General features: G+C 47.2%; 11 protein-coding genes, 3 tRNA genes, 2 rRNA genes, 1 other RNA gene and 1 other annotated feature (1 of these 18 only partly in view). Of the genes, 14 read left to right on the top strand and 3 right to left on the bottom strand.

Going from position 1 to position 13,518, the window contains the following annotated elements; genetic code table 11:
• From AC0VYQ_RS00045 to guaB, 3 genes are all read left to right on the top strand, one after another.
• Window positions 1–187, top strand: a 23S ribosomal RNA gene (locus AC0VYQ_RS00045) (it extends 2,728 nt beyond the left edge of the window).
• A gap of 47 nt (window positions 188–234) precedes the next feature.
• Window positions 235–350 (top strand): 5S ribosomal RNA (gene rrf, locus AC0VYQ_RS00050).
• 158 nt (window positions 351–508) lie between these two features.
• On the top strand, window positions 509–1,975 hold the full coding sequence (gene guaB / locus AC0VYQ_RS00055; protein WP_029332179.1) for an IMP dehydrogenase: 1,467 nt from the start codon (window positions 509–511) through the stop codon (window positions 1,973–1,975).
• A 144-nt stretch (window positions 1,976–2,119) separates the two neighbouring features.
• Here the strand turns inward: guaB and pdxR are convergent, their stop codons facing one another.
• Window positions 2,120–3,511 (bottom strand): MocR-like pyridoxine biosynthesis transcription factor PdxR, encoded by a 1,392-nt coding sequence (gene pdxR / locus AC0VYQ_RS00060; protein ID WP_475403964.1) that lies wholly within the window; start codon window positions 3,509–3,511, stop codon window positions 2,120–2,122.
• Window positions 3,512–3,640: 129 nt separating this feature from the next.
• On the opposite strand from pdxR, the gene pdxS reads away from it, so the two are divergent.
• The 8 genes from pdxS to AC0VYQ_RS00100 all read left to right on the top strand — a co-directional run bounded on the left by pdxS (window position 3,641) and on the right by AC0VYQ_RS00100 (window position 9,042).
• Entirely contained in the window at window positions 3,641–4,528 is an 888-nt protein-coding gene (pdxS, locus tag AC0VYQ_RS00065; protein WP_369834776.1) for a pyridoxal 5'-phosphate synthase lyase subunit PdxS, read from the top strand.
• Complete coding sequence (gene pdxT / locus AC0VYQ_RS00070) at window positions 4,522–5,103, top strand: pyridoxal 5'-phosphate synthase glutaminase subunit PdxT (protein ID WP_475403965.1); 582 nt, start codon at window positions 4,522–4,524, stop codon at window positions 5,101–5,103. The genes pdxS and pdxT overlap by 7 nt, the downstream gene beginning before the upstream one ends.
• An 87-nt stretch (window positions 5,104–5,190) precedes the next feature.
• Window positions 5,191–6,435: a D-alanyl-D-alanine carboxypeptidase family protein gene (locus AC0VYQ_RS00075; protein WP_475403966.1), complete on the top strand. Its 1,245-nt coding sequence runs from the start codon at window positions 5,191–5,193 to the stop codon at window positions 6,433–6,435.
• A 12-nt stretch (window positions 6,436–6,447) separates the two neighbouring features.
• Window positions 6,448–6,655: a binding site (T-box leader), on the top strand.
• 61 nt (window positions 6,656–6,716) lie between these two features.
• Complete coding sequence (serS, locus tag AC0VYQ_RS00080; RefSeq protein ID WP_475403967.1) at window positions 6,717–7,994, top strand: serine--tRNA ligase; 1,278 nt, start codon at window positions 6,717–6,719, stop codon at window positions 7,992–7,994.
• 137 nt (window positions 7,995–8,131) lie between these two features.
• A tRNA-Ser gene (locus tag AC0VYQ_RS00085) sits at window positions 8,132–8,222 on the top strand.
• Window positions 8,223–8,257: 35 nt separating this feature from the next.
• Window positions 8,258–8,348 (top strand) — tRNA-Ser (locus AC0VYQ_RS00090).
• Window positions 8,349–8,382: 34 nt separating this feature from the next.
• Window positions 8,383–8,472: transfer RNA gene (locus tag AC0VYQ_RS00095), tRNA-Ser, on the top strand.
• Between the two features lie 105 nt (window positions 8,473–8,577).
• Window positions 8,578–9,042: a DinB family protein gene (locus AC0VYQ_RS00100; RefSeq protein ID WP_157898458.1), complete on the top strand. Its 465-nt coding sequence runs from the start codon at window positions 8,578–8,580 to the stop codon at window positions 9,040–9,042.
• A gap of 453 nt (window positions 9,043–9,495) precedes the next feature.
• Here the strand turns inward: AC0VYQ_RS00100 and AC0VYQ_RS00105 are convergent, their stop codons facing one another.
• Window positions 9,496–10,173, bottom strand: a complete 678-nt coding sequence (locus AC0VYQ_RS00105; RefSeq protein WP_475403968.1) for a deoxynucleoside kinase — start codon at window positions 10,171–10,173, stop codon at window positions 9,496–9,498.
• Complete coding sequence (locus AC0VYQ_RS00110; protein ID WP_088835958.1) at window positions 10,170–10,799, bottom strand: deoxynucleoside kinase; 630 nt, start codon at window positions 10,797–10,799, stop codon at window positions 10,170–10,172. Before AC0VYQ_RS00110 ends, AC0VYQ_RS00105 begins: the two co-directional genes overlap by 4 nt.
• A gap of 110 nt (window positions 10,800–10,909) precedes the next feature.
• On the opposite strand from AC0VYQ_RS00110, the gene tadA reads away from it, so the two are divergent.
• From tadA to dnaX, 3 genes are all read left to right on the top strand, one after another.
• Window positions 10,910–11,416: a tRNA adenosine(34) deaminase TadA gene (tadA, locus tag AC0VYQ_RS00115; protein WP_088835959.1), complete on the top strand. Its 507-nt coding sequence runs from the start codon at window positions 10,910–10,912 to the stop codon at window positions 11,414–11,416.
• A gap of 47 nt (window positions 11,417–11,463) precedes the next feature.
• Window positions 11,464–11,730, top strand: an RNA gene (gene ffs / locus AC0VYQ_RS00120) — signal recognition particle sRNA large type.
• Between the two features lie 97 nt (window positions 11,731–11,827).
• Window positions 11,828–13,510, top strand: coding sequence for a DNA polymerase III subunit gamma/tau (gene dnaX, locus AC0VYQ_RS00125; protein WP_475403969.1), 1,683 nt, complete (start codon window positions 11,828–11,830; stop codon window positions 13,508–13,510).
• Window positions 13,511–13,518 lie beyond the last annotated feature (8 nt).

Raw genomic sequence — 13,518 nt, forward strand, 5'->3', positions numbered from 1 at the left:
CGCTGGGTAGCTACGTGCGGACGGGATAAATGCTGAAAGCATCTAAGCATGAAGCCCCCTCCAAGATGAGATTTCCCTTTGAGTAATCAAGAAAGACCCCTCAGAGACGATGAGGTAGATAGGTCACGGGTGGAAGCATGGTGACATGCGGAGCTGAGTGATACTAATCGGTCGAGGCCTTGTTCTAGCAGATGATTGTTGATGACTTCAGTTTTGAGGGCGCGAGCCCTGTCGTCTGGTGACGATAGCCAAGTGGTCACACCCGTTCCCATGCCGAACACGGAAGTTAAGCACTTGAACGCCGAAAGTAGTTGGGGGCTTCCCCCTGTGAGGATAGGACGTTGCCAGGCAATTGAAAAGGACCGATCTGCATCTTGCAGGTCGGTCTTTTTGTGTTGTGTGAAACTTCAGACTGTTCTGATTATTAGTGGAGTCATTGACATGACTGCTTCTCCTTGTTACCATAACATCAATATTCTTTTATCAAAGAGAAAGCGAGTGGATAAACATGTGGGAGAATAAATTTGCTAAAGAGGGCTTGACGTTTGATGACGTTTTGCTTGTACCACGTCGTTCAAGTGTCTTACCACGTGACGTCGATCTATCTGTATCCTTATGCGAAGGGATTACACTGAACATCCCGTTGATCAGTGCAGGAATGGATACTGTGACGGAAGCACCAATGGCGATTGCCATGGCACGTCAAGGCGGTCTAGGTGTCGTCCACAAAAATATGTCGATGGAAGACCAAGCAGAACATGTCGATCGCGTCAAACGTTCTGAAAATGGTGTCATCACGAATCCGTTTTACCTTACACCTGAACGCCAAGTATACGATGCTGAATATTTAATGAGTAAATATCGTATTTCTGGTGTTCCGATCGTTAACAACGAAACAGAACGGAAGCTTGTTGGTATTTTAACAAATCGTGATCTTCGTTTTGTTAAAGACTACTCGACGGTAATTGAGACGGTCATGACGACAGAAGAACTCGTCACTGCTACAGTTGGTACGTCACTTGAAGAAGCAGAACAAATTCTCCACAAACATCGCATTGAAAAGTTACCACTCGTTGATGAGAACGGTGTATTAAAAGGCTTAATCACAACAAAGGATATTGAAAAAGTCGAACAATATCCACATGCAGCAAAAGATCAATTCGGACGTCTTCTCGTCGCTGCAGCTGTCGGTGTCACGAAAGATGCATCTCTTCGCGCACGTTTCCTTGTTGATGCAGGCGTCGATGCACTCGTCGTCGATACGGCACACGGTCACTCTGAAGGCGTACTCTTAAAAGTACGTGAGCTTCGTGATGAATATCCAAATCTTCCAATCATCGCAGGGAACGTTGCAACAGCAGAAGCAACACGCGATTTAATTGAAGCTGGTGCATCGGTCGTCAAGGTAGGGATTGGACCTGGTTCAATTTGTACGACACGTGTCGTTGCGGGAGTGGGGGTTCCACAAATCACTGCAGTCTTTGATTGTGCGACAGAGGCCCGTAAGCATGGTGTCTCTATCATTGCCGACGGCGGTATTAAGTACTCGGGCGATATCGTCAAAGCACTTGCAGCTGGCGGTCATGCGGTCATGTTAGGTAGTCTGCTTGCTGGTGTTGAAGAAAGCCCGGGCGAAATGGAAATCTACCAAGGTCGTCAATTTAAGACATACCGTGGTATGGGTTCTGAAGCATCAATGAAACGTGGTAGTCAAGATCGCTACTTCCAAGAAGCAGATAAGAAATTCGTTCCAGAAGGAATTGAAGGTCGTGTCGCTTACCGTGGAAAACTCGGTGATTCTGTCTATCAACTCGTTGGTGGGATTCGTTCAGGAATGGGATATTGTGGAGCAGCTTCATTAGAAGAATTGCGAGAAGACACACAATTCATCCGCATGACGGGTGCTGGCTTACAAGAAAGTCACCCACATGACATTCAAATCACAAAAGAAGCATCGAACTATACACGCCAATAAAAAGAAAGCCCTGCAGATGATGCGGGGCTTTCTTTTGTTTATAGATTAATGATGTTAAGCGGCTCAAGGTGTTTAACGACATAGCCTATATGAAAATCACGGACACGTTCAAGCTGGTTTTGTTCACAGTCCGAGAGACTGCTGTTACAACTGCCAAGACTGTAACAACTCGCCAAGCCCCTCTTCAAGATCTGATTCCGATAGACTTGCAAAACCTAACACGATTTGTGGATGCGTTGCTTCTAACGGAAGTTGTGCATACTGGGATAAACCATAGACTTGAATTGAAGCGTCGTGTGCTCGCTTGACTAATTCTTCTTCCGTCATCCCGTTCGCAACAGAAACGACGACATGCAAACCCGCACTTTCGCCGGTCAAGCGCAGGGATGAGATAGCACGTAACGAATTGACGACGATGTCTAACTTACGCCGATAGATCTTTCGCATCCGATTCAAATGTTTCTCGAAGTCGCCTTCTTTCATAAAACGTGTCAAAATCGTTTGATCAAAACGTGAGACACTGCATGTGTAATAGGAGAGTTCGGTCTGATAGCGCTCAAGCAAAGAAGGCGGAAGGACCATGTAGCCAATCCGCAGTGAAGGCATGAGCGACTTGGAGAAGGTGCTCAAATAAAGTACTCGTTCACTATCGATGCTGTGGAGTGACGGAATCGACTTGCCACTATAACGAAACTCACTGTCGTAGTCATCCTCAATGATGTAACGTGTCGGGGATTCAGCAGCCCAGTTCACCAATTGCCGGCGCCGATTGACGGATAAGATGCTTCCGGACGGAAATTGATGGGCAGGTGTCACATACATGATATCCACATCGGTCTGACTTAAAGTCGAGACTTTGACACCACTTTGATCGACCGGAATCGGGATTGCTGTTCGTCCATGATTCTCAAGAATGAGTCGGGTCGCATGATAACCGGGATCTTCGATTCCGTAGGTGACGTGTTGTCCTAACAGGAAAATCAGTTGGGGCAAAAGTTGTTCGACCCCAGACCCAATGATGATTTGTTCAGGCGAACAGATGACACCTCTTGAGTGATATAGGTAGGTCGCAATTTCAACACGTAAGGCGAGATCGCCTTGCGGGTGTCCGAGGGAAACAAGGGATTGATTATGTTCATCGATGACATCCTTCGCATGTTTTCGCCAACGTGAAAAAGGAAAAGACGATCCATCGATTTTACTCGGATGGAAATCATGACGGGTATAGGTGGACGGAGAAAGGCGTTGCTTTGTTGCTAGTGGTGTTTTCTTTACATAAGCGAGCTCTTCGTGTGCTAAGACAAAATACCCTTTTCTTGAAATTGACTCGACATAGCCTTCGGCGACAAGTTGTTGATAGGCGAGCTCAATCGTCGTTTGACTCAAGTTCAAGAACTGACCGAGTTTTCGTTTTGACGGTAATTTGACACCATACTCTAGACGTCCATCGATGATTTCTTGACGAATCTGTTGATACAATTGCTCGTATAACGGCTTATTGCCCTCTCGTATTAACTCGAACGATAACATATCCATTGAAGTACCTCCTAAAACTGACCTGTTCATTTCATCATAAACTGATGCTTTTAAAATAGTCAATCGAGACTATACTAAAACGTAAGTACGGAGCTATCAATCAAATTGTTCAAGGGGGAATTTAGAATGATGGAACGGCAACAAGGAACGGATCGTGTCAAAAGAGGAATGGCTGAGATGCAAAAAGGGGGCGTCATCATGGACGTCGTCAATGCCGAGCAAGCAAAAATCGCAGAGGCAGCCGGTGCCGTCGCCGTCATGGCACTCGAACGTGTCCCGTCTGATATTCGCCGAGATGGAGGTGTGGCACGAATGGCAGATCCGACTATCACGGAAGAGGTCGTAAATGCCGTCACGATTCCTGTCATGGCGAAATGCCGAATCGGCCATATCGTCGAAGCACGGATTCTTGAGTCGATGGGGGTCGATTTCATTGATGAGAGTGAAGTCCTGACACCGGCTGATGAAGAGTACCATCTGTTGAAGTCGACGTTTACGGTACCGTTCGTTTGTGGGGCGCGCGATTTAGGAGAGGCGGCTCGCCGAATTGCGGAAGGTGCGGCGATGATTCGGACAAAAGGCGAACCGGGAACGGGTAACGTCGTCGAAGCTGTCCGGCATATGCGAAAAATTCAAGCTGAACTCAACCAGATTTTACATACGAATCCGGATGAGTTGATGACACGGGCGAAGGAGTGGGGTGCACCTTACGAAGTCTTACGGATGATTCAGCAAGAAGGGCGTCTACCCGTTGTTAACTTTGCTGCCGGTGGAATCGCGACGCCGGCAGATGCTGCACTGATGATGCATCTTGGAGCTGACGGTGTTTTCGTCGGTTCAGGCATTTTTAAATCGGAGCAACCGGAAAAATTTGCGAAAGCGATCGTCGAAGCCGTGACGTACCGGGATGACTTCGAACGAATTGCGTATCTCTCGAAAGGTCTCGGAACAGCAATGAAGGGGATTGATGTCACGTCGATGCCGTTTGAGGAACGGATGGCACCACGGGGATGGTAATCGGGATACTTGGTCTACAAGGGGCAGTCAGGGAACACCTTGAGATGTTGGCATCGCTCGGTGTAAAAACACGAATCATCAAATCGGCGGAAGATTTAGAAGGAATCGCCGGACTTGTCTTGCCCGGTGGTGAGTCGACAGCGATGCGCCGGTTGATTGATCGCTACGCCTTGCTTGCGCCCCTTCGACAAAAAATAAAGACGTTACCGATGTTCGGGACGTGCGCCGGGATGATTTTATTAGCGACGGAACTTGAACAAGGAGATGTTCACCTCGGGGCAATCCCGATGAAAGTGAAACGAAATGCGTTCGGTCGCCAAGTGGACAGTTTTGAAACGATGCTAGCCGTCGACGGAATCGGGGCGGACATTGAAGCTGTCTTTATTCGAGCCCCTTATGTCGAACGAATCGATCAAGCGACCCGCGTTCTCGCTCGCATAGACGACGAAATCGTCGTCGTCGAAACAGACATGCATCTCGCCTGTTCGTTTCATCCGGAATTAACGAACGATACCCGTTTGCATCGTTACTTTATTGAAAAAGTAAAACAGCAACGTTCGGTTCACGTCATCTAACGACAAAAAAAGTATCCTTCAGTTCAAGCTGTCGGATACTTTTTTTATGCTACACTGAGGGTATAAATGAATTGAAGGAGAGGAACGATGAAACGACTTTTCATACTCTTCTTGAGCGTCCTTTTACTGACGACGAGTCTACTCTCAGTGACGAGTTATGCCGAGGTACCGACGATCAAGGCAGAATCCTACATCATGGTCGATGCTGTGACCGGTAAAGTATTGTTAGAAGAACAAGCCGATTTGGCTTTACCTCCGGCTTCGATGACGAAATTGATGACACTTTACTTAGTCCGACGTCAAATCGAACAAAAGAAACTAAGCTGGAACAAAAAAGTTCAACCAAGCCAAAAAGTACTCAAATTAGCAGGCACACCAGGATTGGCACGGGTGCCGTTAAGCAATCGTACATATACCGTTCGTGAGCTCTATGATGCAGCGTTCATCAAGTCAGCTAATGATGCGGCTGTATTACTTGCTGAAGTCGTTGCCGGAACAGAACAAAAATTCGTCAAGCTGATGAATGAGACGGCGAATACATTTGGGATGGACAATACAGAATACGCAAATGCATCGGGACTCGATGCAGTCGATGCAGCCTTACCGGGGACGAACTTGATGACAGCGACCGACATTGCACTACTCGTCATTCGTTTTATTAAAGATTATCCCGATGTATTAGATGTCACGAGTCGTTCTTCGATGAAACTGGATGGCATCACGCTCCAAAACTCCGATAAGATGTTGAAAGATCAAAAGTACGCGTATCCCGGGATGCGTGGGATGAAGACAGGGACGACTGATCTTGCCGGATATTGTTTTGCCGGTGTCGCGACGAAAGATAACATGACGATCATTACAGTCGTCATGCGGACGACATCCGATCAAGCGCGGTTTGCAGAAACAAAAAAGTTACTCGATTATGGCTTCTCATCGTTTGAGCCGTTGACTTATTACGGAAAAGGCGAGCGAATTAAAGACGTCTTCCCGATTCGTGGTGCGGAAGAAACAGACTATGACGTCATCACGGATGCATCGCTTTACGTGACGGTGCCGAAGAACGCAGCAACCCGTCCACCCGTATTTACGTTTAATCTGACCCATGCTCCAATCAAGAATGGCGCAAGTGTCGGAACGGTTCAAGTGAAGGATGAAGGCATGTACTTGCCGGGGTTTGATGTGCCGAGATCACTTCTCTATAGTGCGGAGCGAATCGCTTTGGCGAGCTTCAAGACCCGTTTGTTCCGGGCGATTGCGGCCTGGTCCGATAAAATTGATGATGCGATTCGTAAACCGGGACTTGTCAATCTCAAACAGGATAGTGTAAAGTAGAGCTAATCTCATAACGATGCAATGAACGGACCAAGTAAAGGAATTTATTCTGTTAAGAGAGCTAGTGGTTGGTGTGAACTAGTCAGAAGGATGCCTTGAATCGAGCCGGATCGCACACCTTGCGAACAAGGTGCGGGTACGCCCGTTATCGCGTCTTTGAGTTGGCTAGTACGACTAGCAATGAGGGTGGCAACGCGGATCCAGGTGATTCGTCCCTCTTCGGTTTTTATACCGGAGAGGGATGGATTGCCTTTTTTTATTGAAAAAAAGGAGGAATACACATGATTGATATTAAACGTCTGCGTCAGGATTTTGACGCAATCCAAGAAAAACTAGCACACCGTGGAGAAGGTTTAACGGACATGAACCGGTTCATCGCGTTAGATGAAAAACGTCGTGAACTGATTGCCCGGACCGAGGTCTTAAAAGCGGAACGAAATGACGCGACGAAAAAAATTGCAGAACTCAAACGCAATAAAGAAAATGCCGACGAGGCAATTGCCGCGATGCGAACTGTCGGAGATGAGATTAAAGGAATCGACGACGAGTTGCGCGAAGTCGAAGCGACGTTGAATCAACTGTTGCTTGGTATCCCGAATATTCCGCATGACAGCGTCCCGATCGGTTCTTCAGAGGATGATAATGTCGTCATCCGTGAAGTGGGTGATAAACCGGCCTTTGACTTCGACGCCGTCCCGCATTGGGATTTGATGGAGCAATTAAAAATCGTCGACGTGGAACGGGCAGGGAAAGTCACAGGAAGTCGCTTCGTTTTCTATCGTGGGGCAGGTGCTCGTCTCGAACGTGCGTTAATCAACTTCATGATGGACATGCATCAAGATGAAAACGGCTATACGGAAATTTTACCGCCACTCATGGTCAACCGCGAATCAATGACAGGAACAGGTCAACTTCCGAAATTTGAAGAAGATGCGTTCAAAGTCGAAGAGACGAACTACTTCCTCGTGCCGACAGCGGAAGTGCCGGTGACGAACATGCACCGGGATGAAATCTTGGCAGCAAGCCAATTACCGATCGGTTATGCAGCATACAGCCAGTGTTTCCGCTCAGAAGCCGGATCTGCCGGCCGTGATACACGAGGCCTGATTCGTCAACACCAATTCAACAAAGTGGAGCTCGTTCGTTTCGTTAAGCCGGAAGAGTCTTATGAACAACTTGAACTGTTGACTGGTCAAGCCGAAGAAGTGCTTAAACGATTGAAATTACCGTATCAAGTCCTCAGCATGTGTACAGCGGATCTTGGATTCACAGCAGCGAAGAAATACGATATCGAAGTCTGGATGCCGAGCCAAGGCGTTTACCGCGAGATTTCTTCTTGTTCAAACTTTGAAGATTTCCAGGCGCGCCGGGCACAAATTCGTTTCCGCCGGGAAGCGAATGCAAAACCGGAATTCGTGCATACATTAAACGGTTCTGCGCTTGCTGTTGGCCGGACGGTCGCAGCCATCTTAGAGAACTATCAACAAGCAGATGGTTCAGTTATTATTCCAGAAGTACTTCGTCCATACATGGGTGGACTCAAAGTGATTCAAGCATAAGTAGAAAAGGGGGAGCCTTCCCCCTTTGTACTTTTAAAAAGTTTTTTTAGAAAAGGTCTTTACAGAGTAAAACCAAGATGCTATTATAATTTATGTCAGGAAGGCAAGCACGTTACAATTTGCTCGATTATAAGTACGGAGGCGTACTCAAGTGGTTTAAGAGAACGGTCTTGAAAACCGTCAGGCGGCGAAAGCCGTGCGTGGGTTCGAATCCCACCGCCTCCTCCATTTCTTTTTTTTTACCTGAAAACTACATATAACTTGGAGGCGTACTCAAGTGGTTTAAGAGAACGGTCTTGAAAACCGTCAGGCGGCGAAAGCCGTGCGTGGGTTCGAATCCCACCGCCTCCTCCACTTCTTTTTTTTTACCCAAAAATAAATTTAACATGGAGTCGTACCCAAGCCCGGCTGAAGGGGACGGACTCGAAATCCGTTAGGGGTCGTAAGGCCCGCGTGGGTTCGAATCCCACCGACTCCGCTTATATCGAGCATCTCACATCGTGTGAGGTGCTTTTTTATTGCACCAAGATCCGTTCGCATGCTATGTTTTCCTACATGTAAAAAGGAAGAAGGAGCACTTGATATGACCAATACAAAAGAAACCTTACTCACTCACTATAAAGAAACGATGAACTTCGTCCGTGAACTCGAACACATCCCGGAAGACGCGTGGCGTAGCTCATATGCGGAAGGCAAATGGACGATTGCTGAAATCGTAGGTCACTTGTCACCGTGGGACCGCTTCATGGTGGCAGAACGTCTTCCATTCATGTTGGCGGACGAACCATTCCGTGTGAAGCCGAACAGTCAGGAAGTCAACGAAGAAGCGGCGAAGATGAGTCGCGAGCAGCAACGAATCTTAACGATTGATGAATTCTTAGTCAGCCGTGACCTATTAAGCCGGGCCGTTGATTTGATTCCGGAAGAACGTTTGATGGATACGTTCACTTCGAACGGAAAAACGATGATGATCGTCGACTTGCTTGGCGCGATGAAACAGCACGACTTACATCACATCGACCAAATCAAACAAGTAACAGCACGCTAAAAAAAGCCCTTAGACGACTGTCGAGGGGCTCAGGCTGTAGACAAAGTGCCATCGGGAGATCAAGCGTCTTTTTTCGTTGCTTTCCTCGGGCGAGGCGCAAGCCGTTGCTCCTTCGTCCTAACGGACAAGAAGCAGGGTCTTGTCTGCCTCTGAACGTGCGTTCCCCGCAGGAGTCAACGAAACGTGACGCTTTTTAGGTAACACTATGACGGAAAGCCAGTCATGCAGACGGTTTAGGGCGCAATCCGTCTCGAATCGCTTAGAACCGCGAAAAGCAATCGGTCGCGACCCTGCAGCTTTGCTGTAGCGGCGCGGAAGATTGCCGCTTTGAAGACGAGGCGAGACAGGGAAGCGCGACCGGATTGTCTTTCGTTATCGCATGTTCACGCTTTATAAGAGTTTGTCTACACGCAAAAGCCCTTCGACGACTGTCGAAGGGCTTTTGCGTGTGAATCAACGTATTTTTGCAATCCGGGCGACTTCAAGTTGTTTATCGATTTTCGAGAGGATACGTTCAATCGACTCCGGTTCATTGAGAAGATCATATTCATCGATGGATAAACGAAGGACCGGGCAAATCGTGAAGTTATTGATCCAGTTCGTATACCGTTCGTACATCTCTTCCCAATACTCGATTGGTGTTTGCTGTTCCATCTCGCGTCCACGGAGACGAATCCGGTCGAGCACCTGTTCAAACGATCCTTCCAGATAAATCAACAAGTCCGGATGCGGGAAAAATGGCGTCATGACCATCGCATCGAACAAACTGGAGTACGTTTCGTAGTCCGTTGGTGACATCGTTCCTTTTTCGAAGTGCATCTTCGCAAAAATGCCTGTATCTTCGTAGATGGAGCGATCTTGGATGAAACCACCACCGTATTGGAAGATTTTCTTTTGTTCTTTAAACCGTTCCGCTAAGAAATAGATTTGTAAGTGGAAGCTCCAGCGCTCGAAATCATGGTAGAATTTATCGAGATAAGGGTTCGTATCGACTTTTTCAAGAGATGTCCGGAAGCCGAGTGCGTCTGCTAGACCATTCGTGATCGTCGATTTTCCGATTCCGACCATTCCACCGATCGTAATGACGGCATCTGCCGGAATATTGTATTTTTCACGTAACTTCGAGTTCATGCGTGGTTCGCTCCTTCATATAATTCATTGCGGATTTTAGTTAAGACATAATCCAAGTCTTCTGGGCGTTTGACGAAGTCGAGTTCATCTCCGTTAAAACGGATGACTTTGACTTCCGGGTGTTTGATTTGATACTCCGTGACGAACGTTTCGTAGTCTGCTGCGAGTTGCTCGAGATAATCGCGTGACATGTGTTCTTCAACTTCACGTCCGCGTAAGGCGACGCGTTTCATCAGTGTATCGATACTCGCATTCAAGTAGATGACGGCATCCGGTTTTGGCATATCCGTCGTTAAGATCGAATAAATTTGTTCATATTTATCGATGTGCTCTACTTTGAGCGAGCGGTGAGCAAAAATCAGGTTTTTAAAGATATGATAATCAGCGACGACAGAGCGTTGTTTACTTAGGTAGTGACGTTCGATATCATCGAGCTGTTTAAAGCGATTGCATAAAAAGAACATCTCTGTTTGGAAACTCCATTCTTCGATGTCCTCATAGAACTTTCCAAGAAAGGGATTTTCTTCGACAATTTCGCGTAACATAGAAAATGAGAAATGATGACTGATGGCGTTCGCAAGTGAAGTTTTGCCTACACCAATCGGTCCTTCAACCGTTATGAACATATTCAATTACCCTCCGTTCAGCAAAGTGCAATTTATATTTTAGCACAAAGCAGGGACCCCTGCCGAAGTTTCAGAGGGAGAATTTTTGTAAAGATAGGGAGTGAGTAGAAGTGGAGCGACACGAATATTATATGGAGCTCGCGATTGGTGAGGCGAAAAAGGCGGAAGCCATCGGCGAAGTGCCGATTGGGTGTGTCATCGTCAAAGACGATCAAGTCATTGCGACCGGGTATAATCACCGGGAAACGAATCATCAGGCGACGGCACACGCCGAATTACTCGCCATCGAGCAAGCGTGTGAAAAGCTCGGGAACTGGCGACTGGAAGGGTGCGAACTGTATGTGACGCTTGAACCGTGTCCGATGTGTGCCGGAGCCATCATGTTATCGCGGATTGAACATGTCATCTTCGGAGCCGTTGATCCAAAAGGCGGTTGTTGCGGAACTTTGATGAACCTCATCCAAGATGAGCGCTTTAACCATGTTTCACGTCTGACGAGTGGTATATTAGAAAAAGAATGTGGTGAGTTGTTAACGGCGTTCTTTCGCGAACTACGTGCGAAAAAGAAAGCAAAGAAACGTGCAATGGGTTGCAACAATTTAGACGAAACAGTATAATGAAAAAGCACTCGAACGGGTGCCACTAAAAAACGATAAATCATTTGCCGTGCTAGGTGGGGATGTAGCGGTTCCCTGTCACTCGCAATCCGCTATAGCGAGACTGAATTCCATATCGAGGGATATGATTGGTATGGTCTGCCTTACGTAAGTAGCGTTGACGTTTGAGTCCTGCGCAACAGATACCCATGAACTAGGTCAGGTCCGGAAGGAAGCAGCCTTAAGTGGTGCTCTCTGTGTGCCGCAGGAGTGCTTGAACTGAGCAGGCTGCGTGAGTAACGCATGTTGAACATATTTCAGAATATGGTGCGCGGCAGTTTAATTTTTATAAAACAAGTCTACAGCCGGTTTCGGTTGTAGACTTTTTTAGGTAGAATAGAACAAGGATCTTAAAAAAGAGGAGGCGCAAATTTGGCCTATCAAGCACTATACCGCGTGTATCGTCCGCAGCGTTTTGATGAAGTCGTCGGGCAAGCACATATCACTCGGACGATTCAAAACGCATTGATGGAAGAACGGATGTCACATGCCTACCTATTTTCAGGCCCGCGCGGAACGGGGAAGACAAGTCTTGCGAAAATCATCGCAAAAGCAATCAACTGTGAACACGCACCTGTAAAAGAACCGTGTAATGAATGTCCGACATGTCTCGCGATCACGGAAGGATCGAGTCCGGATGTGTTCGAAATCGATGCGGCTTCAAACAACGGAGTCGACGAAATTCGTGAAATCCGCGATAAGGTGAAGTACCCGCCTTCAGAAGCAGCCTATAAAGTTTATATCATCGATGAAGTGCATATGCTATCGACGGGAGCGTTCAATGCATTATTAAAAACGCTTGAAGAACCACCGGCACATGCGATTTTCATCTTAGCGACAACAGAGCCCCATAAAATCCCGGCGACCATCATTTCGCGTTGCCAACGTTTTGATGTCAAACGCCATGAAGTCGACCAACTAGTCGAACGGATGCAGTTCATCTTATCCGATCAAGAAATTGCCTACTCGGAGACGGCGTTACGGTTGATTGCACGCGCAGCAGACGGAGGAATGCGGGATGCCTTAAGTTTACTCGACCAAGCAGTCGCTTTCTCGAATGGGGATTTGACGGATGCTGCCGTACTCGAAGTAACGGGTGCCGTAGAAGACGAAGCGTTGCTCGCGATTGCAAACGCACTTCATAATCATCAAGTCGATCAATTATTGCAGACACTTGAGCAGATGCAACGGGCAGGAAAAGATCTGAAGCGATTCGTCGAGGACCTGGTCTTCTTTTATCGGGATACGCTCCTGCTAAAAGCCTCACCGACGGCAGTCGATTTGTTAGAACGCGCCCGTCCGACAGAGGAATTCAAACAGTTCGTCGAAATGATTGAAGCGGAAACATGTTTCCATGTGATCGAACAACTGCATGATTGTCAACAACAGATGCGATTGACGAATCATCCACGTGTCTTAGTCGAGATTGCCTTCATCCAAATTACGGAACAGGGGCGTACGACGGGACAAATCGTCCAGTCATTGCAACAGGAAGTAAGAGAAATGAAGGAACAGATGCATCAGTTGAAAGCGAACGGTGTACCGGCAGCAGAAACAGTCGCGGCGCAACCAGCTAAACGGAAGCAAGGTCGTCCGACCGTGCGGATCGCGAAAGAGCGGATTCGACAAATGCTGATGCGAGCAGAAAAAGCACAATTGCTTGAAATCCAAGAGCGCTGGGATGCTATTCTAAAACTCATCTTAAAGCAAGACGGTCCGATCTATTCGCTTGTCCATGAAAGTAAACCGGTCTTATGTTCAGGGGATACGTTATTGATTGAGTTTGATAACGGGAAGGGCTGGCATTTCGAACAAGTCATGACGAATGAACGAACGCGTTTCGTTATCGAAGAAGCCCTGTTTGAAGTATGTGGCGTCAAACGAGAGATTCTCGCAATTCTTGATCAAGACTGGAATGAATTGAAAGCAGAGTTTGTTGCAAAGCGAAATAGTAGTAGTATAGAAGAGAAAGAAGTCGCTGAAGAATCAGAAAGCGATCGTTTATTATCCGAGACGCTCGGTCGTTTTGGTGATATCGTAGAATTTGAAGACTAATCTTATTT

The sequence above is a fragment of the Exiguobacterium sp. QJM3NY_9 genome (assembly GCF_056173545.1).